The 21,083-nt window shown below is 64.8% G+C and carries 18 protein-coding genes; 5 read left to right on the top strand and 13 right to left on the bottom strand.

Going from position 1 to position 21,083, the window contains the following annotated elements; translation table 11 throughout:
- Positions 1–137 precede the first annotated feature (137 nt).
- On the top strand, positions 138–956 hold the full coding sequence (locus FG93_RS30755) for a MipA/OmpV family protein (RefSeq protein WP_161783919.1): 819 nt from the start codon (positions 138–140) through the stop codon (positions 954–956).
- Between the two features lie 66 nt (positions 957–1,022).
- On the opposite strand, the gene ndk is transcribed toward FG93_RS30755, so the two are convergent.
- Positions 1,023–1,445, bottom strand: coding sequence for a nucleoside-diphosphate kinase (gene ndk / locus FG93_RS30750; protein WP_043242714.1), 423 nt, complete (start codon positions 1,443–1,445; stop codon positions 1,023–1,025).
- A gap of 302 nt (positions 1,446–1,747) precedes the next feature.
- Between ndk and FG93_RS30745 the strand changes: the two genes are divergently transcribed.
- Complete coding sequence (locus tag FG93_RS30745) at positions 1,748–2,140, top strand: DUF2147 domain-containing protein (protein ID WP_043242712.1); 393 nt, start codon at positions 1,748–1,750, stop codon at positions 2,138–2,140.
- A gap of 66 nt (positions 2,141–2,206) precedes the next feature.
- On the opposite strand, the gene FG93_RS30740 is transcribed toward FG93_RS30745, so the two are convergent.
- The 4 genes from FG93_RS30740 to gatB form a co-directional block, all read right to left on the bottom strand.
- On the bottom strand, positions 2,207–2,914 hold the full coding sequence (locus FG93_RS30740) for a glutathione S-transferase N-terminal domain-containing protein (RefSeq protein ID WP_043242711.1): 708 nt from the start codon (positions 2,912–2,914) through the stop codon (positions 2,207–2,209).
- Between the two features lie 149 nt (positions 2,915–3,063).
- Positions 3,064–3,552: a GNAT family N-acetyltransferase gene (locus tag FG93_RS30735; RefSeq protein WP_043242709.1), complete on the bottom strand. Its 489-nt coding sequence runs from the start codon at positions 3,550–3,552 to the stop codon at positions 3,064–3,066.
- Positions 3,553–3,774: 222 nt separating this feature from the next.
- Positions 3,775–4,281, bottom strand: a complete 507-nt coding sequence (locus FG93_RS30730; RefSeq protein ID WP_052514402.1) for a GNAT family N-acetyltransferase — start codon at positions 4,279–4,281, stop codon at positions 3,775–3,777.
- Positions 4,278–5,759: an Asp-tRNA(Asn)/Glu-tRNA(Gln) amidotransferase subunit GatB gene (gene gatB / locus FG93_RS30725; protein ID WP_043242708.1), complete on the bottom strand. Its 1,482-nt coding sequence runs from the start codon at positions 5,757–5,759 to the stop codon at positions 4,278–4,280. The genes FG93_RS30730 and gatB overlap by 4 nt, the downstream gene beginning before the upstream one ends.
- Before the next feature lie 226 nt (positions 5,760–5,985).
- On the opposite strand from gatB, the gene FG93_RS30720 reads away from it, so the two are divergent.
- On the top strand, positions 5,986–7,143 hold the full coding sequence (locus tag FG93_RS30720) for an efflux RND transporter periplasmic adaptor subunit (protein WP_043242748.1): 1,158 nt from the start codon (positions 5,986–5,988) through the stop codon (positions 7,141–7,143).
- Positions 7,144–7,215: 72 nt separating this feature from the next.
- Positions 7,216–10,410 carry an efflux RND transporter permease subunit gene (locus FG93_RS30715; protein ID WP_043242707.1) on the top strand — a complete coding sequence of 1,065 codons (3,195 nt, stop codon included), beginning with the start codon at positions 7,216–7,218 and terminating at the stop codon, positions 10,408–10,410.
- A gap of 54 nt (positions 10,411–10,464) precedes the next feature.
- Here FG93_RS30715 and FG93_RS30710 read toward each other — a convergent pair whose 3' ends face one another.
- The 4 genes from FG93_RS30710 to FG93_RS30695 form a co-directional block, all read right to left on the bottom strand.
- The gene (locus FG93_RS30710) at positions 10,465–10,671 is read right to left on the bottom strand and encodes a hypothetical protein (protein ID WP_043242705.1); all 207 of its coding nucleotides are present in this window, start codon (positions 10,669–10,671) and stop codon (positions 10,465–10,467) included.
- Between the two features lie 164 nt (positions 10,672–10,835).
- Positions 10,836–12,350, bottom strand: coding sequence for an Asp-tRNA(Asn)/Glu-tRNA(Gln) amidotransferase subunit GatA (gatA, locus tag FG93_RS30705; RefSeq protein WP_043242747.1), 1,515 nt, complete (start codon positions 12,348–12,350; stop codon positions 10,836–10,838).
- A gap of 86 nt (positions 12,351–12,436) precedes the next feature.
- Positions 12,437–12,724, bottom strand: a complete 288-nt coding sequence (gatC, locus tag FG93_RS30700) for an Asp-tRNA(Asn)/Glu-tRNA(Gln) amidotransferase subunit GatC (protein WP_043242704.1) — start codon at positions 12,722–12,724, stop codon at positions 12,437–12,439.
- A gap of 199 nt (positions 12,725–12,923) precedes the next feature.
- Positions 12,924–13,622 carry a metal-dependent hydrolase gene (locus FG93_RS30695; protein ID WP_043242702.1) on the bottom strand — a complete coding sequence of 233 codons (699 nt, stop codon included), beginning with the start codon at positions 13,620–13,622 and terminating at the stop codon, positions 12,924–12,926.
- A gap of 123 nt (positions 13,623–13,745) precedes the next feature.
- Here FG93_RS30695 and ade point away from each other — a divergent pair, with 123 nt between their 5' ends.
- A complete protein-coding gene (gene ade, locus FG93_RS30690) occupies positions 13,746–15,446 on the top strand; it encodes an adenine deaminase (protein WP_043242700.1) in 1,701 nt (566 codons plus the stop codon).
- Between the two features lie 108 nt (positions 15,447–15,554).
- Here the strand turns inward: ade and hflX are convergent, their stop codons facing one another.
- The 4 genes from hflX to FG93_RS30670 form a co-directional block, all read right to left on the bottom strand.
- On the bottom strand, positions 15,555–16,940 hold the full coding sequence (gene hflX, locus FG93_RS30685) for a GTPase HflX (RefSeq protein WP_244448785.1): 1,386 nt from the start codon (positions 16,938–16,940) through the stop codon (positions 15,555–15,557).
- Positions 16,941–16,944: 4 nt separating this feature from the next.
- Positions 16,945–17,193: an RNA chaperone Hfq gene (gene hfq, locus FG93_RS30680; protein ID WP_043242697.1), complete on the bottom strand. Its 249-nt coding sequence runs from the start codon at positions 17,191–17,193 to the stop codon at positions 16,945–16,947.
- 212 nt (positions 17,194–17,405) lie between these two features.
- On the bottom strand, positions 17,406–18,773 hold the full coding sequence (locus FG93_RS30675) for a sigma-54 dependent transcriptional regulator (RefSeq protein WP_043242696.1): 1,368 nt from the start codon (positions 18,771–18,773) through the stop codon (positions 17,406–17,408).
- Positions 18,770–21,052: a PAS domain-containing sensor histidine kinase gene (locus FG93_RS30670; protein WP_052514401.1), complete on the bottom strand. Its 2,283-nt coding sequence runs from the start codon at positions 21,050–21,052 to the stop codon at positions 18,770–18,772. The genes FG93_RS30675 and FG93_RS30670 overlap by 4 nt, the downstream gene beginning before the upstream one ends.
- Positions 21,053–21,083: the final 31 nt, after the last annotated feature.

The raw sequence follows: 21,083 nt of genomic DNA, 5'->3' as shown, positions 1-21,083 counted from the left end.
GCGATCCTTCAGCCCGCTACTGGTGACGCGCCGCGCTTTTGCGGTCAATGCCGGCGGCGTCAACCCCGGATTAACGATAACGCTTCAGATTGTCGGAACTTCCGCTTGCCAAGGCGCTTTCGCGCCGGAGTTCGATGATGCGTTGCGTTGCGTTCCTGACCGGCCTTGCGGCCAGTTTCTGCCTGTCGCCAGCCGGCCCCGCCCAAGCCCAGTCCAGTGACTACACCACCCTCACCTCCCCCGACTCGGTCCAGAATTGGCACCTGACCCTGGGAGGCGGCCTGCGCTATACGCCGGACTATTCAGGCTCGAACGATTATGTCTTCAGGCCGCGGGCGATCGTCAATCTGGCGCGTGGCACCAAGAGCACCTGGTGGTCATCCGAAGACGATGCGATCAGCATCGGCTTCTTCTCGGGCAAGGCCTGGCGCGTCGGCTTCTCCGGCAACCTGCTCTGGGAGCGCAAGGCCAGCACCAACCCTGCCCTGATCGGCATGCCGGACGTCAAGTTCGGCGCCGAGCTCGGCGGCTTTGTCGAGTTCTACCCGACCTCCTGGCTGCGCGGCCGCGTCGACCTGCGCCGTGGCGTGATTACGCATGATGCGCTCGTCGCCGATTTCAAGATCGACGCCTTCCAGAAGATCGGCGCCTGGACGATCGGCGCCGGCCCGCGCATGAGCGTCGTCGGCGCCGACTATGTCAGGACCTATTTCGGCGGCAACTACGCAGGCACAGGCGGCCTGCTGCAGCGCTTCAACGCCGGCGTCCACTCGGTCGGCGCGATCGCGCAGGTGAGCTACAACTGGTCCGAGAAGCTGCAGACGACCGCCTATCTCGAGTACAAGCACCTCGTCGGCGACGCGACCAGATCGCCCATCGTCAAGCCGTTCGGCTCGCGCGATTCGCTGACGGTCGGCATCTCCGCCAGCTACGCCTTCGATCTCGGTTTCAAATAGACCCACCAACGAAAACGGCGGAGCCACTGGCTCCGCCGTTCGAAGACGATCGGCAGTGGCGCTGCCTCAGCCGACGATCTCGTTGCCGGCGAAGAACTGCGCGATCTCAATGGCGGCGGTCTCCGGCGCATCCGAACCATGGGCGGTGTTCTCACCAACCGACTGGGCGAAGAGCTTGCGGATCGTGCCCTCGGCGGCATTCGCCGGGTTGGTGGCGCCCATCACGTCGCGATAGGTGGCGATGGCGTTCTCGCCTTCCAGGACCTGAACGACCACCGGGCCGGACGTCATGAACTCGACCAGCTCGCCGAAGAAGGGCCGCTCCTTGTGGACGGCATAGAAGGTCTCGGCCTGGCTCTTGGTCATCTGGATGCGCTTCTGTGCGACGATGCGCAGGCCAGCCTTCTCGATCACCGCGTTGACCGCGCCGGTCAGGTTGCGCCGCGTCGCGTCGGGCTTGAGAATGGAAAAGGTACGCTGGACAGCCATCGTTGGTTCCTTGGGGACAATCTGGAGAATGCGGCGGCTTATAGCTGCCGCCTCGCCGCCCTACAAGGCTGGCAGGCCGGCTTCGTGTAGCTGTCCCGCTCGGCATGAGGTCGAAAGGTCGTGTGCCGCGCACAATGCGTCGGCGACGTTGAACCATGTCTGTGCGGCAACCCGATCGACCATACCGTTCCGGTCGGCCACGTGCGTCAGGCCGAGCGCGTCCCCGCTTGAAGTGAAAGCCGCCTCCGATATAGTTTATATCTGAACTATGCGGCCATGGCTGATCGAAACGGGAGGATTGCATGCGGATTCACAAGACCTCGGCCAGGGCCGCTCTATTCGGCTTCGCAACGCTGGCGTTCGCCTGCACTGGCTCTGCCCTGGCACAGGATGTCAGCGGCACCTGGCTGCGCGATACCGGCGCCTCGCGGGTGCGCTTCGCCAAATGCGGCGAGGCGATGTGCGGCATGCTGGCCTGGCTGAAGGACACGAACGGCCCCGCCAAGGTCGGCCAGCGCATCTTCTACGACATGAAGCCGTCCGGCGCCGGCAAATGGAGCGGCAGCGCCTTTAATCCGGAGGACGGCAAGACCTATTCCGGCACGATGTCTCTGTCCGGAGATATATTGACCACCTCGGGCTGCGTGCTCGGCGGGATGATCTGCCGCTCGGTGAAATGGTCGCGGGCTAACTGACGCGTCGGCCGAACATGAAGGGACGGCGATGGTCGAGGCAAGGCCGACCATCGCCAGTGGATCAGCTCAGCGTGCCCGCTGCCCGAAGAGAATGGCCTTCTCTTCCGGCGTGCTGATGCCGGCCGGATTGCGCAGTTCGGCGCCGATCGCGAGGCCACGCTGCACGGCCGGGCGCGCCTGCATCGTCTCCAGCCAGCGCCCGACATTCGGGAACTGCCTGATGTCCTGGCCCTGCTTCTCCCAGCCCCTGGCCCAGCCGATGCAAGCCATGTCGGCAATCGAGTAGGTGCCGCAGATATAGTCGCGGCCCTCGAGACGGCGGTTGAGCACGCCATAGAGCCGGTTGGCCTCATTGGTGTAGCGGTCGATGGCGTAGGCCAGCCTCTCGGGCGCGTAGATGCGGAAGTGGTGGGTCTGGCCGAGCATCGGCCCAAAGCCACCCATCTGCCAGAACAGCCATTCATCGACCGCGACGCGGCGACGCTCATCGGCAGGATAGAATTGTCCGGTCTTGCGGCCGAGATATTGCAGGATCGCACCGGACTCGAAGACCGAGATCGGCTCTCCGCCCGGCCCGTCATGGTCGACGATCGCCGGCATTCGGTTATTCGGCGAGATCTCCAGGAAATCGGGCTTGAACTGATCGCCCTTGCCGATGTTCACGGGGATGAGGTTGTAGGGGAGCCCGCACTCCTCGAGCATGATGGCGATTTTCCAGCCATTGGGGGTCGGCCAGTAATAGAGATCGATCGGCTTTGACGAACGTGCGGACATGTCAGCTTTCCTGTCGCGATTGGCGTCGAGGTCTGATGTAGGCCGCTCGGCAGGCCGTCGGAAGGGTCGCAGACCTGCTCCGCAAGCAGGTTGGTCATGCCTGGGGAATGGGGAGCCGCGCGCGATCAGGCCGGGCGGCTTTGCGGCAATCAGACCAGCTTCTTGAAGCCTTCATGGCTCTGGTCGAAACCAAGCTTGCGATAGAAGCGATGGGCGTCGGTCCGAGCCTTGTGCGAGGTCAGTTCGACCAGCTCCGCTCCCTTCTCCTTTGCGAAGGCGAGCCCGTGGGCGATCATCAGCGCGCCGATCCCCATTCCCCGCGTTTCCGGCGCCACGTGGATGCTCTCGAATTTCGCGCGCTTGCGTCCGCGCGCCACAAAACCTGGAATGAGCGTGATCTGGAAGGTACCGACGACATCTCCGGCGCGCTCGGCGACGAAGAGCGTGTTGTCCGGGCTCGCCAGAACCTCGTCGAAGGCCCGCTCATAGGCCGGGTGCGCGGCTTCAGCTGCAGCATCCTGTGCCGTTGGCGTCTGCGTCGCGGAGCCGAGCATGATCAGGCTGACGACGCGCTGCACATCCTCGCGCCGAGCCTGGCGAATGGAAATTTCGGACGGATCGATCTTGCTTTTGCTCATGGCCAGCCTCCGAACCGCAGGGCAGTCCTGCGGTTCGCGCGGTGTTAGAGTATTTTCGAGCGAAGTGGACACCGGTTCGCGTGAAGAAAATGCGATAAAACAAAGAGCTAGAGCATTTCCGCGATTCGGAGAAACACGGAAAATGCTCTCGCAAAGCCCATTCCGAAACGGAGCTCGGGAGGCCAGCCCGTGGCGGCACGCTTGCTGCGCAGCCGGCGGCGGTCATTCGGCAAACAGGCGCTTTGCCATCAGCAAGGTATTGGGCGTGTCGTCGCGGCCGTCGAAGCGGGCCGAGCGTTGCAGGAAGAAGCCCATCCGCTCATAGAACGCGATCGCGGGCTCGTTCTGCAGCTCAACCTCCAGCCGCGCCACCGGTGCCAGTGGAAAATGGGCGAGCGTCACCTGCAGCAAGGTGCGACCGATCCCGACGCCCTGATAGGCCGGCAGGACATAGAGCCGCGTCAGCAGCGCCGCCCGGTCGCGCTCGCGGCGGGCGGACGAGGTGGCAACGACGTCGTCATCGACCAGCGCAACGAGGAAGGCCTCGCCGTCGCGATCGAGCTGGGCGCTGAGGTTTTCCAGCGAATGCCAGGCATTGGTGATCTCGGCGACGCGCCGCCAGCCATAGATGCCGTCATAGGTGGCGTGCCAGGTCTCGACCAACAGCGAGCGGACGGCCGGGAGATCGGCCGCAACCGCGTCGCGGATGATGAGCCTGTCTGGCGTCACTCGATACCCAGCTTCTTCCTCAGGATCTCGTTCAGCGCCTGGGGATTGGCCTTTCCACCCGACGCCTTCATGGCCTGGCCGACGAACCAGCCGAGCATGGTCGGCTTCAGCTTGACCTGTTCGACCTTGTCCGGATTGCCGGCGATGATCTCGTCGACCGCCTTCTCGATCGCGCCGGTGTCGGTCACCTGCTTCATGCCGCGTGTCTCGACGATCTCGCGCGGGTCGCCACCCTCCGACCATAGGATCTCGAACAGATCCTTGGCGATCTTGCCCGAGATGACGCTCTCGCCCAGCAGATCGACGAGGCCACCGAGCTGGGCGGCCGAGACCGGCGAGGCGGTCACATCCTTGCCTTCCTTGTTCAGCCGGCCGAACAACTCGTTGATCACCCAGTTCGCGGCGGCCTTGCCGTCACGGCCCTTGGCGACGGCCTCGAAATAATCGGCCTGCTCGCGCTCGGCGACAAGCACGGAGGCATCATAGGGCGTCAGCCCGTATTCGGCGATGAAGCGCGCCTTCTTGGCGTCGGGCAGTTCCGGCAGGGCGGCCTTCAGGTCCTCGACGAAGACATCGTCGAATTCGAGCGGCAGCAGGTCCGGGTCCGGGAAATAGCGATAGTCATGCGCCTCCTCCTTGGAGCGCATCGAGCGGGTCTCGCCCTTGCCGGGATCGTAGAGCCGCGTTTCCTGGTCGATCTTGCCGCCATCCTCGAGGATGGCGACCTGGCGGCGTGCCTCGACATCGACCGCCTGGCCGATGAAGCGGATCGAATTGACGTTCTTGATCTCGCAGCGCGTGCCCAGGGGTTCGCCGGGGCGGCGCACCGAGACATTGACGTCGGCGCGCAGGTTGCCCTTCTCCATGTCGCCATCGCAGGTTCCGAGATAGCGCAGGATCGTGCGCAGCTTGGTGACATAGGCCTTGGCCTCGTCGGCCGAGCGCAGATCGGGGCGCGAGACGATCTCCATCAGGGCGACGCCGGAACGATTGAGATCGACGAAGCTCATCGTCGGATGCTGGTCGTGGATCGACTTGCCGGCATCCTGCTCCAGATGGAGCCGCTCGATGCCGACGCTGATCTGCTCGGTCGGCGAGAGATCGACGACGATCTCACCTTCGCCGACGATCGGGCTCTTGTACTGGCTGATCTGGTAGCCCTGCGGCAGGTCAGGATAAAAATAGTTCTTGCGGTCGAACACGGACCGGTTGTTGATGCGCGCGTTCAACCCTAGGCCGGTACGAACCGCCTGACGCACGCATTCGGCATTGATCACCGGCAGCATGCCGGGCATGGCCGCGTCGACCAGGCTGACATGCTCGTTCGGCTCGCCCCCGAAGGCGGTGGAGGCGCCTGAGAAGAGTTTCGCGTTGGAGGTGACCTGGGCATGGATCTCCATGCCGACGATGATTTCCCAATCGCCGGTTGCACCCTTGATCAGCTTCTTCGGGTCGGCAGGGCGGGCATGCGCGTTCATATCGGTCTTCCAACTCTGGTCAGGTCGCGTCTTCGGTAGAACCTTGGCGCCCGGGCGGCAAGCGTCTGTTGCCATCCTGTCACCCCCTGGCCGGAATGTTGCTAATCTGTCGTCATTCGCCTCCCTGTCGAGTGACGGAACTTGACAATCGTCACAACGCGACCTTTCTTGCGCGCGGCCCGGAAACCGAGAATGGTTGCGCCGGCCCCGCTATCCGGAGTTCTTCATGCAAATCCGCCGCTCAACGGGTCGGACTCTTGCCACCTTCGCGGTGCTGCTCGCCACGTCCGCCGCCACGGCCCTCGCCCAGGGCGCCCCGCCGGCTCCGCCGGTCCAGACTGCAACGCCTCTCGCCCAGCGCGTCACCAATTGGGACGAGTACACAGGCCGCTTCGAAGCGCGCGAGCAGGTCGAAGTCAGGGCTCGCGTCTCCGGCTTCCTCGACAGCATCCATTTCCGCGACGGCGATCGGGTCAACAAGGGCGATATGCTCTTCACCATCGACCAGCGCCCGTATCAGCTTGCCGTCGATGCGGCACGCGCGGAAGTCGCGCGGGCCAAGGCCCAGGTCGAGCTCGCCCAGAATGAGGTCGAGCGCGCCGAGGCCCTGACGCAGAACCGTACGATCACGGTCCGCGACATCGACCAGCGCCGCGCCAATCTGAACGGCGCGGTCGCCTCCCAGCAGGCGGCCGAGGCCAATCTCAAGACGGCCGAGCTCAATCTGGAGTGGACGCAGGTTCGCGCCCCCCTGTCCGGCCGGATCTCCAACAAGCGCGTCGATGCAGGCAACCTCGTCGCGGGCGGCCAGTCGGGCGCGACGCTGCTGACGACGATCGTGGCCACCGATCCGATCAATTTCGTGTTCGACACGTCGGAAGCCGATTATCTCCGCTACTCGCGGCTCGCCGGCGAACAGCGCGGCCTCACGAACCGTGAAAGCGCTCCGACCGCACAGGTCAGGCTCGCGGACGAAACGAGCTGGAAGCGCCAGGGCAAGATCGACTTCGTCGACAATGCCTTCAATGCCCGCTCAGGCACGATCCGCAGCCGTGCCGTGTTCGAGAACAAGGACCAGTTCCTGACGCCCGGCACCTTTGGACGCGTGCGCGTCTATGCCGGTCAGGTCGAAGCATTGCTCGTTCCCGATGCGGTCATCGTCTCGGACCAGGCCAGCAAGATCGTGCTGACGGTCGGAGCCGACAACAAGGTCGTGCCCAAGCCGGTGGTGCTCGGTCAGATCACGGACGGGTTGCGCGTGATCACCAAGGGACTGGAAAGGGACGACAAGGTCATCATCAACGGGCTCGCCAGCCCGATGGTGCGGCCCGGCGTCACCGTCACACCGCAGGCCGGCGAGATCAAGGTCGCCGCGACCAACTGACGGCTCACGTCGCCATCACCGGATGCGGACGGCATCGCCCGTCCGCCCTGCCCTCCCGGCCAGGATCCCAGCATGTTTCGCTTTGCGCATTTCTTCATCGACCGGCCGATCTTCGCGACCGTTCTCTCGATCCTGCTGACGATCGCCGGCGCCATCGCGCAGCGTGGCCTGCCGATCGCGGAATATCCCGAGATCGCGCCACCGACCGTCACGATCACCGCGACCTATCCGGGCGCATCGGCCGAGGTCGTCGCCTCGACCGTCGCCGCGCCGATCGAGCAGGAGGTCAACGGCGTCGACGACATGCTCTATATTTCGTCGCAGTCGACCGGCGACGGGCGCGTCACGATCAGCGTCGTCTTCAAGGCCGGCACCGATGTCGACCAGGCTCAGGTGCTGGTGCAGAACCGGGTCTCGGCAGCCGAGCCGCGCCTGCCGCAGGATGTGCGTACGCTCGGCCTGCAGGTCCGCAAGGCCTCGCCCGACTTCCTGATGGTCATTCACATGCTGTCGCCCGACGGCTCGCGCGACCAGCAATACGTCTCGAATTACACGACGCTCAACGTGAAGGACGTGCTGACGCGCGTCGAGGGTGTCGGCGACGTCCAGGTCTTCGGCGCGCGCGACTACTCCATGCGAGTCTGGCTCGATCCCGCCAAGGTCGCGGCGCGCAACCTGACTGCCGGCGATGTCATCGCCGCGATCCGCGCCGCCAACATCCAGGTCGCGGCGGGCGCGATCAACCAGCCGCCGGCGAAATCGGACGGCGCCTTCCAGCTTTCGGTCAACACGCAGGGGCGCCTCACCAGCGTCGACGAGTTCTACAATATCGTCGTCCGTTCGGACGCGGATGGCGGTACGATCCGCGTCCGCGACGTCGCCCGCGTCGAGCTCGGCGCGCAGGATTACCTGTCGAACTCCTATCTCGACAACAAGGAAGCCGTCGCGATCGGCGTATTCCAGCGTCCGGGCTCGAACGCGCTGGCGGCCTCCGAAGCGCTCATCAAGACGATGGACGGACTGTCGAAGAACTTCCCGGCCGGGGTCGAGTACAAGATCGTCTACAACCCGACGGAGTTCATCGGAGAATCCGTCTCCGCCGTGGTGACGACGCTGCTCGAAGCGATCGTGCTCGTCGTTTTCGTCGTGATCCTGTTCCTGCAGACCTGGCGCGCGGCGATCATTCCGATCATCGCGATCCCGGTCTCGCTGGTCGGCACCTTCCTGGTGATGAGCGCGGTCGGCATCTCCTTCAACACGATCTCGCTGCTGGCGCTGGTGCTGGCGATCGGTATCGTCGTCGACGATGCGATCGTCGTGGTCGAGAATGTCGAGCGCTATCTGGCGCAAGGCATGAGCGCCAAGGAAGCAGCGCACAAGACCATGGACGAGGTCGGTGGCGCGCTGCTCGCGATCGCGCTCGTGCTTTGCGCCGTGTTCATCCCGACCGCCTTCATCACCGGCCTGCAGGGCACGTTCTACCAGCAGTTCGCAGTGACGATCGCAGCCTCCACGGCGATCTCGTGCTTCGTTTCGCTGACCCTGTCGCCGGCACTGTCGGCGATCCTGCTGAAGCCGCACAACCACGAGGAGCCGAAGGGCTTCCTTGCCGCGATCGGTGCGCCGCTCCGCTGGTTCTTCAAGTACTTCAACAAGGCATTCGACTGGCTCTCGCGCGGCTACGGCGCTGCGACCTCGCGCCTGATCCGCTTCGGCGTCATCATGCTGCTGGTCTATGCCGCCCTGATTGCGGTTGCCGGCCAGCGCCTCGCTGCCATTCCGACGGGCCTGGTGCCACAGCTCGACCGCGGTTACTTCATCGCCGTCGTGCAACTGCCTCCGGGCTCGGCGCTGCCGCGAACCGACGAGGTCATCCGCAAGGCGACCGACATGCTGCTGTCGCGGCCGGGCGTCGCCCATATCGTCGCCTTCGCCGGCCTTGACGGCGCAACCTTCACGCTGGCGCCCAACGCCGGTGTCGCCTTCGTCACGCTCAGCGACTTCAGGGAACGGGCCAAGGCCGGCCTCACGACCCAGGGCATCCTCAACGATCTGCGCGCCCAACTGGGCCAGATCGGCGAAGCCTTCGCCCTGGTGATCGAGCCTCCGGCCGTTCCCGGAATCGGCAGCGGCGGTGGTCTCAAGGGCTATGTCCAGGATCGTGGCGGGCGCGGCCTGCCGGCGCTCGAAGGCGCCACCTGGGCCGTGGCCGGAACCGCAGGCAAGGCTCCGGGCATCCAGCAGCCGTTCACGCTGTTCTCGACCAGGACGCCGCAGATCTACGCCGATATCGACCGAACCAAGGCCGAAATGCTCGGCGTGCCCGTGACCCGGGTGTTCGAGACCCTGTCGGTCTATATGGGATCGGCCTATGTCAACGATTTCAATATTCTGGGCCGCACCTTCCGGGTGACGGCGCAGGCCGACAATCCCTACCGGCTCGACATCCGCGACGTCGCCGCGTTGAAGACGCGCAATGTCGACGGCGAGATGGTGCCGATCGGCTCGGTCGCGACCTTCTCCGACACGACCGGCGCCTATCGCGTGCCACGCTACAACCTCTATCCGGCGGCCGAGGTCCAGCTTTCGATGGCGCGCGGCTTCTCGACCGGCCAGGGCATCGCGGAGGTGGAGAAGATCGCGCAGCAGGTGCTGCCGGCCGGATTCGGTTTCGAATGGACCGAGATCGCATTGCAGGAGAAACTCGCCGGCAACACCGCGATCATCGCCTTCGGCCTCGCCGTCGTCTTCGTCTTCCTGCTGCTCGCGGCCCTGTACGAGAGCTGGACCTTGCCGCTCGCGGTCATCCTGATCGTGCCGATGTGTATTCTCGCGGCGATGGTCGGCGTCGGCTACAAGGACTTCGATCGCAATGTGCTCGTCGATATCGGTCTCGTCGTGCTCGTCGGCCTTGCTGCGAAGAACGCGATCCTGATCGTCGAATTCGCCAAGCAGGCCGAGGACGAGGGCATGAGCCGGCGCGAGGCTGCCATTGCGGCGGCGCGAACCCGGTTGCGGCCGATCCTGATGACGTCGCTCGCCTTCATCCTCGGCGTGCTTCCCCTGACGATCTCTGTCGGTGCCGGCGCCGAGATGCGGCAGGTTCTCGGCGTCGCGGTGTTCTCCGGCATGATCGGCGTGACGCTGTTCGGCCTGCTGTTCACCCCGGTGTTCTATGTGGTGGTGCGCTGGCTCGCGAGCGTGCTGTCGCGCAAGAAGAAGGACGATCCCGCCGCCGGCAAGGACGCCCATCCAGCTGCGCATTAAGCGCCGGTTTAACGAAGAACGCCCGCCTTACCCCATCCGGTAGGGCGGGCTTTTTCATGCGAACTTCCGTGCCAGGATACGGCATGCGAAGGCGGAGACGGCGGCAATGGCAGCCGCGATCAGGTTCGCGAGGGGCTGCGCGCCGGCATCGCCCCTCACCTGCTGCACGATGATCAGGAGAAGCAGGAGCGCGCCGACGAAGGCCAGTGCCCCTTGCAGGAAAGTGAGACAGGCCCAGGCGATGGCGCGGCTGAAGATCATTCCGCAAGCCTAGCCCCAAAGCACGGCCCAGCGGAAATCAGCCCGCGCCTGCCGGACAAACCGCAAGGTGATGCAGAGCCAGAAACGACCCGGAAACTCAGAAGATCCACGTGACGAACCCGGGCCCCTGCCTGGAGGTGCCCGGAATTGGTGTGGTCAGGCGCTTACGCCCACCACTTCTCGCCAACCGTGAAGCGGCCAGCCGCGTCCTCGATGACCTGGCCGAGCGAGAACAGCGTCTCCTCGTCGAAGGGGCGGCCGATCAGCTGCAGGCCAAGCGGCAGGCCCTGGGCATCCTGTCCCGCGGGAACTGCGATACCCGGCAGGCCGGCCATGTTCACGGTGACCGTGAAGACGTCGTTGAGATACATCTCGACCGGGTCGGAGGAGCCCTTCTCGCCGATGCCAAAGGCCGCCGACGGCGTCGCCGGCGTCAGCACCGCGTCGATGCCGTCGGCATAGGCCAACTCGAAATCGCGCTTGATCAGCGTGCGAACCTTCTGGGCCCTGAGGTAATAGGCGTCGTAATAGCCGGCCGAGAGCACATAGGTGCCGATCATGATGCGGCGCTTGACCTCGGCGCCAAAACCTTCGGCGCGGGTCTTCTCATACATCTCGACGATGTCGCGGCCCGGTACGCGCAGGCCGTAGCGCACGCCGTCATAGCGGGCGAGGTTGGAGGAGGCCTCCGCCGGCGCGACGATATAATAGGCGGGCAGAGCATATTTCGTATGGGGTAGCGAGATATTGACGATCTCCGCACCGGCCGCCTTCAACCAGGCGATGCCCTGCTGCCAGAGGGCCTCGATCTCGGGCGACATGCCGTCGAGCCGGTATTCCTTGGGAATGCCGATCTTCATGCCCTTCACCGAGCGGCCGACAGCCGCCTCGTAATCCGGCACGGCGAGGTTCGCGGAGGTCGTGTCCTTGGCGTCGTAACCGGCCATCGAGCGCAGCATCACGGCGCTGTCACGCACCGTCTTGCCGATCGGGCCGGCCTGGTCGAGCGAGGAGGCGAAGGCGACTGTGCCCCAGCGCGAGCACCGGCCATAGGTCGGCTTGATGCCGACCGTACCGGTGAAGGCGGCCGGCTGGCGGATCGAGCCGCCGGTATCGGTCGCAGTGGCGGCCAGGCAGAGATCGGCGGCGACGGCAGCGGCCGAACCGCCGGACGAACCACCCGGAACCAGATGGTTGCCCTCGATCGCGCCGGAGCCCCCTGCCCCGACATTCGAGCCGCTGCGGCGCCAGGGATTGACGACATTGCCGAAGGCGCTGGTCTCGTTCGACGAGCCCATGGCGAATTCGTCATTGTTGAGCTTGCCGAGCATCACCGCGCCATCGCGCCAGAGCTGGCTCGTGACGGTCGATTCATAAGCCGGCACGAATTCGCCGAGGATCTTCGAGCAGGCGGTGGTGCGCACGCCCTCGGTGGCGAAGAGATCCTTGATGCCGAGCGGCAGTCCTTCCAGCGGGCCGCCCTCGCCCTTCGCCAGCCTGGCATCGGAAGTCGCGGCCTGCTTCAGCGCGTGCTCCGGCGTCTCCAGCACGAAGGCGTTGAGCGCACGGGCCTTCTCGATGGCAGCGATATGCGCCTTGGCGAGATCGGTCGCGGAAAAGGTCTTTGCCTTGAGGCCGTCGCGGGCCTCGGTCAGCGTCAGGCGGGTCAGGTCGGTCACGTCAGTGGTTTCCGGCAAATTGAACTGGGAGGAGCCCGCGGAGCGCGCCTGGCGCATCTCGGGCGGTAGAAAGGGCGGCTCAGCGCCTATTCGACCACCTTCGGCACCATGAAGAAATTGTCCTCGGAGACCGGCGCATTGGCGACGATCCGATCGGCGATCTCACCATCCGTAACGACATCCTGGCGCTGCGTCATCGCCATCGGCGTCACCGATGTCATCGGCTCGACGCCGGTGACATCGACTTCGTTCAACTGCTCGACGAAGCCGAGGATGGCGTTGAGCTCGCCTTGCAGCTTGGGCAGATCGGCCTCGGGCACGGCAATGCGCGCCAGATGCGCGACGCGCTTCACGGTGGCGAGATCGACCGACATGGCAGGCTCCTGAAACTTTGGCTGAACAAGCCGAAACTGATTTGCCCGCGCTATAGCGCGTCGGCGGCAAAAGGATAAGTCAATACTGACGGATCATCGCGATCCCGACCGCGCCGGGATCTATCGTCAAGGACCTAAGCTCGGGGTCGATCCCGGAGCGACCCGGCTTCGCCGCTTGTCCGGGATGACGGGCGCCGTGTCAGAGCTCGATCGCCTCGCCCTTCTTCGGCACGACAGCCCGCACATCACTGTCCTTCAGCGCCGCGACGAATTCGTCGGCATTCTGGGCGATGATCGGGAAGGAGCCGTAATGACAGGGAATTGCCGCCTTCGGCTTGACGAACCGGGTCATGGCCAGCGCAGCGGTCTTCGCGCCCATGGTGAAGCGATCGCCGATCGGACAGATGCAGATGTCGACGGCATGCAGTTCGCTGATCAGCGCCATGCCCGGGAAGATGTCGGTGTCGCCCATATGCCAGAGTGTATTCTCGCCCGGCGCCTTGATGACCACGCCATTAGCGCTGCCGAGCGGAAAACCCACCCCGGCCTCGACCAGCCCGGCCGAGTGATCGGCCCTGACCAGTGTCGTCTGGAATGAGCCGAGATCGACCGTGCCGCCGGTATTCATCGGCTCGAACTTCTTCAGGCCCTTCGAGGCGAGATACATGCACAGGTCAAAATTGGTGACGACGGTCGCGTGATTGGCCTCGGCGATGGCAAGCGCGTCGCCGATATGATCGCCATGGCCATGGGTGATCACGATATGGCTGACGCCCTTCGACGCCTCATTGGCATTGCCCTCGAAGGCCGGGTTGCCGGTGAAGAACGGGTCGATCAACAACGATGCGCCGGGGAGATCGAGGCGGAAGGCCGAATGGCCGAACCAGGTGAGCTTCATGGCGGAACCCCTTAGGCTGACGGGCGAGACAGCCTATCTAGGCCGGCAACGTGCGCCGTCCAAGTCGACTTTGCATCGAGCGACGTGCACGCTGCCACGCCTGGACCAAATGGAACCCTCGCCATGACCGACGCCGCAACCCTTTCCCGCCGTATCGCACAGGGCCGTGGCGACGAGCCCGCGGATCTCGTCATTCGGGGCGCCAGGCTGTTCGACCTCGTCACCGGCGCCCTGGTCGAGACCGATATCGCGCTCTGCGGCGAAACAATCGTCGGCACCTATGGTCGCTATGAGGGCATCGAGAGTTTCGATGCCGGGGGACTGATCGCCGTTCCCGGCTTCATCGACACGCATCTCCATGTCGAATCGTCACTGGTGACGCCGTTCGAGTTCGAGCGCTGCGTGCTGCCGCACGGGGTCACGACCGCGATCTGCGACCCCCACGAGATCGCCAATGTCCTTGGCGTCGAGGGCATCAGCTATTTCCTGCGCTGCGCCGAGGCGATGCGCATGGACCTGCGCGTGCAGCTCTCGAGCTGCGTGCCGGCGACCCATCTGGAAACGGCAGGGGCTCGGCTGGAAGCGGGTGACCTGACGCCGCTGATGGACCATCCCAAGGTGATCGGGCTTGCGGAGTTCATGAACTTCCCGGGCGTACTCCACCGCGATCCCGCTTGCCTCGCCAAGCTCGAGGCTTTCTCGCACCGGCATATCGATGGCCACGCCCCGCTGGTCCGCGGAATGGACCTGAACGGCTACCTCTCGGCCGGAATCCGCACCGACCATGAAACGACCACAGCCGAGGAGGCGCGCGAGAAGCTTGCCAAGGGCATGGCGATCCTGATCCGCGAGGGCTCGGTGTCGAAGGACCTGCATGCGCTGATCCCGCTGATCACGCGCGATGCCTCCCCCTTCCTCACCTTCTGCACTGACGATCGCAATCCACTCGACATCGCCGAGGAAGGCCATCTCGATTACATGATCCGCACCGCGATTACCGCCGGAGCGGATGTGCTCGCGACCTATCGCGTTGCGACGCTCTCGGCTGCGCGGAATTTCGGTCTGTTCGATCGCGGCTTCATCGGCCCCGGCAAGCGGGCCGACATCGTGCTCGTGGATGATCTCGCGACCTGCCGGGCGAAGTCCGTCTTCGCGGGAGGCCGGCTTGTCGACGGTACGCTCTTCGCGGATCGCAAGCCCGTTGCTCCGGTCGGCCTCGGCAGCGTCCGGTGCCGCACGCTGGAGCCGGGAGATTTCAAGGTTGCGGCCCGTTCCGGCGGCACCCCCATCATCGGTGTCGTGCCAGGCCGTATCATCACCGAGCGGCTGGCGATGTCCCTGCCCGCCAGGGATGGCGAAGCCCTGCCCGACCTCGCTCAGGACGCCGTCAAGGTCACGGTGATCGAACGGCACGGCAAGACGAACGGCATCGCAACCGGCTTCGTCCACGGCTTTGGCATGAAACACGGCGCCATCGCCTCCTCGGTCGGCCATGACAGCCATAATCTCTGCGTTGTCGGCGTCGACGAAGCCTCGATGGCGGCGGCCGCCAACCGGCTGATCGAGATCGGGGGCGGGTTCGCCGTCGCGGATGGCGGCGCGGTCAAGGCGGAGTTGGCGCTGCCGGTCGCGGGGCTGATGAGCGACCAGCCTTTCGAGGTCGTGCGGCACGGGCTGGAGGGCTTGCGAGCGGAAGCGAAGGCACTCGGCGTCGTGCTGGCCGAGCCATTCCTGCAGGTCGCCTTCCTGACACTGCCGGTGATCCCGCACCTCAAGATCACCGACAAGGGGCTGGTCGATGTCGACCGGTTCGACTTCGTCTGAGATCCGGCTCTAAAGGAGCGGCCCGAAAAGTGGATTGCGGTTTTCGGGGCAAAGCCGATGCAAATACAGAAAGTCAGATCATCGGACCGGATACGATATCCGGTCCGATTAACCTTGGCGCTCGGCCCGGGGAAAGCGCGCCCCAAACGCGCCTTCCCGCTCCGGCGGAAGCCGCACGGTCAAGGCGAGAGCGCCGTCCTCCGCATCTTCGCGGCTGAGGACCTCGCCATTGGTATGCAGCCAGGCAAGCGACTTGCCGTCGCCGGGTTCGAGCGTGAGCCGGTAGACCGGCCGGCTGCGCGCGATGCGGGTCTCGATCGCGTCGGTGAGACGATCGACCCCTTCGCCGGTCAGGGCTGACACCAGGACTGGGCGCGACGCAGCCGGCCTGAGTTCTGCCAGCGCAAGCTGCCGGTCGTGCTCAGCTCCGATAAGCAGGTCAGCCTTGTTCCAGACCTCGACGACGCGCTGTCCGTCATCCGGATCGATGCCCAGATCCCTCAGGATGGCCTGCACATCGGCAGCCTGCGCCTGCGTGTCGTCATGAGCGAGGTCACGCACATGCAGCAGCACATCGGCCTCGATCGCATCCTCGAGTGTGGCGCGGAAGGCCGCGATGAGCTGGGTCGGCAGATCCGAAATGAAACCGACGGTGTCAGAGAGCATGATGCGGGCGCCATGCGGCAGCTTGATCGCGCGCGCCGTCGGGTCGAGCGTCGCAAACAGCATGTCCTGGGCCAGGACGTCGGCCGAGGTCAATCGATTGAACAGCGTCGACTTTCCAGCATTGGTGTAACCAACCAGCGCAACAACCGGATAAGGCACCCGTTTCCGGCTAGCGCGATGCAGCGAGCGAGTGCGCTTCACCGTATCGAGATCGCGCTCGATCTTGGTCATTCGCTCCTGGATGACGCGCCGGTCGGCCTCGATTTGCGTCTCGCCGGGGCCTCCAAGAAAGCCGAAGCCGCCGCGCTGGCGTTCCAGGTGGGTCCAGGACCGTACCAGACGGCTCTTCTGGTAGTTGAGATGGGCAAGCTCGACCTGCAGCGCACCTTCCTTGGTGCGGGCTCGCCGACCGAAGATCTCAAGGATCAGGCCGGTTCGGTCGATGACCTTGCAGCCCCAGGCCTTTTCAAGGTTGCGCTGCTGCACCGGCGACAGTGCACAATCCATCACGACGAGGCCGATCTCCTCATTGGTGATGCGCTCGGCGATCTCTTCGACCTTGCCCTTGCCGAGATAGGTCGCCGGTCTCAGCGCCGTCAGCAGCGCAGAGATCGGTTCCACCACGGAAAGATCGATCGCCGCTGCCAGCCCCACCGCCTCGTCGAGGCGCGCGGCGAAGGAGCGTTGATTCGCATCCGCCGCCGCGCCGCGGCGCTGGAGGTAAGGGCCGATGACGAAGGCACGGGTGTTGGCCGCGATGTCGCGCTCGATCTCGTCGAGCGGCTTCACCCCGGCCGGTACATCGTCCGTGCCCGAGCGTCCTGCCACGGTCTCAGGCCTTCTCCGTTTCCTCGGGTTCGAAGAGCTGGACCGGATGGCCGGGCATAATCGTCGAGATGGCATGCTTGTAGACGAGCTGCGAATGTCCGTCGCGACGGAGCAGCACGCAGAAATTGTCGAACCAGGTGACGACGCCCTGCAGCTTCACGCCGTTGACGAGGAAAATCGTCAGCGGAATTTTCTGCTTGCGGACGTGGTTGAGGAAGGTGTCCTGAAGGTTTTGAGCCCGCTCTGCGGCCATGTTCAGCCCCTGTTGTTGGGATCGCGCTTCGGGTTGCGTTGGCGATCCAATTCGTTCCGTTCAGCGTCCGGCCGAGCGCCGGGGCATTTCGAAACACCGATAGGTCATTAGACCGCGGGCCCATGCTGCAATGCAAGTGGCTCAAGGGGCGCGCGTGGCAGAAAGTCCTGCGTTCGACGCAGGCGCACATGCAGATCGCGCCTGCCTCTCCGTCAGCCGACCCCGAGCGACTTCAGCTTGCGGTGCAAGGCCGATCGCTCCATGCCGATGAATTCGGCCGTGCGTGAGATATTCCCGGAGAAGCGAGCAATCTGGGCGATCAGATACTCGCGCTCGAAAATCTCGCGCGCATCACGCAGCGGCAGGCTCATCAAGCGCTCACCGCCCGACCCCGACGGCGTCGTCGGCACCATGGCGCCCACCTCGGCGGGCAGCATCTCGATGGTGATATCGGCGCTCGGATCCCCCTTGGTCAGGATCATCAGCCGTTCGACATTGTTGCGCAGCTCGCGGACATTGCCAGGCCATTCATGCGACTGCAGGACCGCCATGGCGTCACCGCCGATTCTGCGCTTCGGCAAGCCGGTTGCGACCGAAATCTGGTCCATGAAGAACTCGATCAGCTCAGGCACGTCCTCGCGACGCTCGGAGAGTGCCGGCACGCGTACCGGCACCACGCTCAGCCGGTGATAGAGGTCCTCGCGGAAACGCCCGTCGGCAATCAACTGGGCGAGATCGCGGCTGGTCGAAGAAATGATGCGGACGTCGACATGGACGCGCGTCGCGCCGCCGACGCGCTGGAAATTCTGATCGACGAGAACACGCAGGATGCGGTTCTGCGTCTCTCGCGGCATGTCGCCGATTTCGTCGATATAGAGCGAACCGCCATGCGCCTCTTCGAGTGCACCGACCCGGCGGGAACGTCCCTCTCCGCCCTCGACGCCAAAAAGCTCCTCCTCCATCGTTTCCGGCGTGATCGTCGCTGCATTGATGACGATGAACGGACCGGACGACCGGCTGGAGGCCTCATGCAGGGTCCGGGCGGCCAGTTCCTTTCCGCATCCCGGCTCGCCGGTGATCAGCACGCGCGCATTGGTTGGCCCAACGCGATCGATGGTCTGCCGCAACTGATTGACAACGGTCGACTTGCCGACGATCCGGCTCGCCTGCACCGAGCGTGTCTTCAGTTCGCGCACCTCGCGTCGCAGCCGCGACGCTTCGAGCGCACGTTCGGCGACCAGGATCAACCGGTCGGCCTTGAACGGCTTCTCGATGAAGTCATAGGCGCCGCTCTTGATGGCGGAGACGGCCGTCTCGATGTTGCCGTGACCGGAGATCATCACCACCGCAAGGTCCGGGTGGCTTTCCTTGATCAGGTCGAGCACCTGCAAGCCGTCGAGCCGGCTGCCCTGCAGCCAGATATCGAGAAAGACCAGGTTCGGCCGGCGGGCGGCGATGGCCGCCAGAGCCTCGTCTGCTGATCCAGCCTTGCGCGTGCGGTAGCCCTCGTCCTCGAGCAGGCCGGAAACCAGTTCCCGGATGTCGACTTCGTCGTCTACGACCAGAATGTCAGCGCTCATTCCTGAGTTCCGTTCTGCTTGTTCATGGCGATTTCGGCGGGCTTGCCACCGGCTTCGGCATCATCGGGTTGCTCTTCCGGCCCGGTCTCGGGGAACCAGAGCCTGACGCGCGCACCGCGTCCGCCTTCATGGACATCAGGCCGGTCGAGCAGTTCGATGCCCCCGCCATGGTCCTCGAGGATCTTGCCGACGATCGCGAGGCCGAGCCCGGTGCCGCCCTCGCGTGTCGTCATATAGGGTTCGAGCAGCTTCTGGCGCTGATCGATCGGCAGGCCTTTGCCGTTATCGACGACGTCGATGATGATCAAGCCATCCTCGCGGCGCTGGAAGGCGACATCGATCCGGCCGGGGCCGCGCTGCTCCATCGGCAAGGCTTCGATCGCTTCGGTGGCGTTCTTGATGACATTTGTCAGGGCCTGCGACATCAATCGGCGGTCGAACTGCGCCAGGACCGGTTCCGCAGGCAGGTCCTCCGACAGGGTCAGCTCCGGATTGCCGACACGCATCAGGAAGACGATCTGACGCACCGTCTCGACGATGTCCTCGCGCTCCAGCGAGGGCTTCGGCATGCGCGCAAAGGACGAGAACTCGTCGACCATACGCCGGATATCCTCGACCTGGCGCACGATCGTCGCCGTGCACTGCTCGAAGATCTCCTTGTCGTCGACGATCACGCGCCCGAATTTGCGCCGGATCCGCTCGGCAGAAAGCTGGATCGGCGTCAGCGGATTCTTGATTTCATGCGCAATGCGCCGTGCGACGTCGGCCCATGCCGCGGTGCGCTGCGCCGAGACCAGATCGGTGATGTCGTCAAGCGTCACGACAAGGCCTGCGCCAGCCCCCTCGCCTTCGCGCACGGCGCGGACATTGACCATCCGATCGCGGCCGGCGCGCGTGATCGCAATCTGGCCGGAGCTTTGCCTCTGCCGGTTATGCAACGCTTCGGCAACGAAACCTGCGATTTCGGGGGCGACTTGACCGATCGGCTCGCCCAGCAGACGCCCGCCGGCGCCAAGCAGGATCTCCGCCGAGCGGTTCATGATGGTGATGTGACCGTCGGCGTCGAGGCCAAGCACGCCAGACGACACACCCGACAGGACCGTTTCGGTGAAACGCCGCCGTCGGTCGATGACTTCGCTCGCCGTGACCAGCCCATCGCGCTGCCGGCGCAGCTCCGCCGTCATCTTGTTGAAGGTTTCGCCGAGATGGGCGAGATCGCCCTCCGATCGTCGTATCGGGACCTGGACATAGAAGTTGCCGCTTGAGACCTGGTCGGTCGCATGGATCATGCGCCGGATCGGCGCCACCAGCCCATTGGCGAAGCTGAGTCCGATCCAGATCGCCGAGAGCAGCAGGATGACGGCGATCAGGGCATACATGGAGGCAAAGGCGATCTGCACGCCTTTCCGGCGTGCGTCGATCGAGAGATACTCGACGGCGGCACCACGGGCGACGGCCGGAAACTCTACGGCGAGCGGGTTCACCTCGCGAGCGACATAGAGGAAGGCGTTGTCATAGGTCGGCAGCTTGACGAGTGCGCCGAAGATGCGCCCCGTCGCGGGCAGCACGCAGATCGGCTCGGGCGAGGATTGCGCATCCTCGAATGCGGCCCCATCAGGCTTCGGCGCATCGCGCAGGACATCGATATTGGCCCTGACGAGGACAGTATCTGGCGGGCGCATGATCGTGGCGACCGGGACGCCGAGCGCCGTTGCGCGGGCTGTGAGGAAGTTCTCGAACCATTTGCGGTCGGCGTCGAAGGCCGGTTTTGCCCGGGCCAGATCGTCGGCCAGCACACGGATTTCGCGGCCGAGCGACTGGCACTGGCCTGCCGCATAGGCGTCCGCGACCTCGACCGATTTGAAGATGGCATCGCGCATCCGATCCGAGAACCAGGGCTCGAGGCCGCGCTCGATGGTGACGGTCGCGATCACCGCCACGAGAACTGCGGGCAAGGCGGCGATGATGCTGAACAGGCCGACGATGCGGACATGCAGACCGGCAGCTGCGGCGCCGGCGCGTCTCGCGCGGATCAGCACCGCCGTCTCGAACGCGACGATGATCAGCAGCAGCAGGATCAGGAAACCGTTGAGCACGAAGACGCCGATGACGACCTCGTGCACCGGCACGATGGGAGTCGCGCCGGACAGGACAAGAAAAGTCACCAGTGCGGAGACGAGCGCGAATACGACGACGAGGGCCCCGAGCCAGCCCGAGACGCGTCGCGGCGTATCCTCGCCACGTGGCGTGATCCTGATATCGCTGATGGAGGCGGTCACTCTGTCTCAACAACTCCGCGGAAGCTGGACG

The sequence above is a fragment of the Allobosea sp. LC85 genome (genome assembly GCF_000735605.1).
Lineage (GTDB): Bacteria > Pseudomonadota > Alphaproteobacteria > Rhizobiales > Beijerinckiaceae > Allobosea.
The sequence above is the reverse complement of the archived record's forward strand: the minus strand, read 5'-3'. Positions and strand labels throughout refer to the sequence as shown.

Excerpts from the sequence above, each read along its gene's own strand:
- FG93_RS30755 (WP_161783919.1), top strand. The coding sequence starts at position 138 with ATGCGTTGCGTTGCGTTCCTGACCGGCCTTGCGGCCAGTTTCTGCCTG.
- ndk (WP_043242714.1), bottom strand. The coding sequence starts at position 1,445 with ATGGCTGTCCAGCGTACCTTTTCCATTCTCAAGCCCGACGCGACGCGG.
- FG93_RS30745 (WP_043242712.1), top strand. The coding sequence starts at position 1,748 with ATGCGGATTCACAAGACCTCGGCCAGGGCCGCTCTATTCGGCTTCGCA.
- FG93_RS30740 (WP_043242711.1), bottom strand. The coding sequence starts at position 2,914 with ATGTCCGCACGTTCGTCAAAGCCGATCGATCTCTATTACTGGCCGACC.
- FG93_RS30735 (WP_043242709.1), bottom strand. The coding sequence starts at position 3,552 with ATGAGCAAAAGCAAGATCGATCCGTCCGAAATTTCCATTCGCCAGGCT.
- gatB (WP_043242708.1), bottom strand. The coding sequence starts at position 5,759 with ATGAACGCGCATGCCCGCCCTGCCGACCCGAAGAAGCTGATCAAGGGT.
- FG93_RS30720 (WP_043242748.1), top strand. The coding sequence starts at position 5,986 with ATGCAAATCCGCCGCTCAACGGGTCGGACTCTTGCCACCTTCGCGGTG.
- FG93_RS30715 (WP_043242707.1), top strand. The coding sequence starts at position 7,216 with ATGTTTCGCTTTGCGCATTTCTTCATCGACCGGCCGATCTTCGCGACC.
- FG93_RS30710 (WP_043242705.1), bottom strand. The coding sequence starts at position 10,671 with ATGATCTTCAGCCGCGCCATCGCCTGGGCCTGTCTCACTTTCCTGCAA.
- gatC (WP_043242704.1), bottom strand. The coding sequence starts at position 12,724 with ATGTCGGTCGATCTCGCCACCGTGAAGCGCGTCGCGCATCTGGCGCGC.
- FG93_RS30695 (WP_043242702.1), bottom strand. The coding sequence starts at position 13,622 with ATGAAGCTCACCTGGTTCGGCCATTCGGCCTTCCGCCTCGATCTCCCC.
- ade (WP_043242700.1), top strand. The coding sequence starts at position 13,746 with ATGACCGACGCCGCAACCCTTTCCCGCCGTATCGCACAGGGCCGTGGC.
- hfq (WP_043242697.1), bottom strand. The coding sequence starts at position 17,193 with ATGGCCGCAGAGCGGGCTCAAAACCTTCAGGACACCTTCCTCAACCAC.
- FG93_RS30675 (WP_043242696.1), bottom strand. The coding sequence starts at position 18,773 with ATGAGCGCTGACATTCTGGTCGTAGACGACGAAGTCGACATCCGGGAA.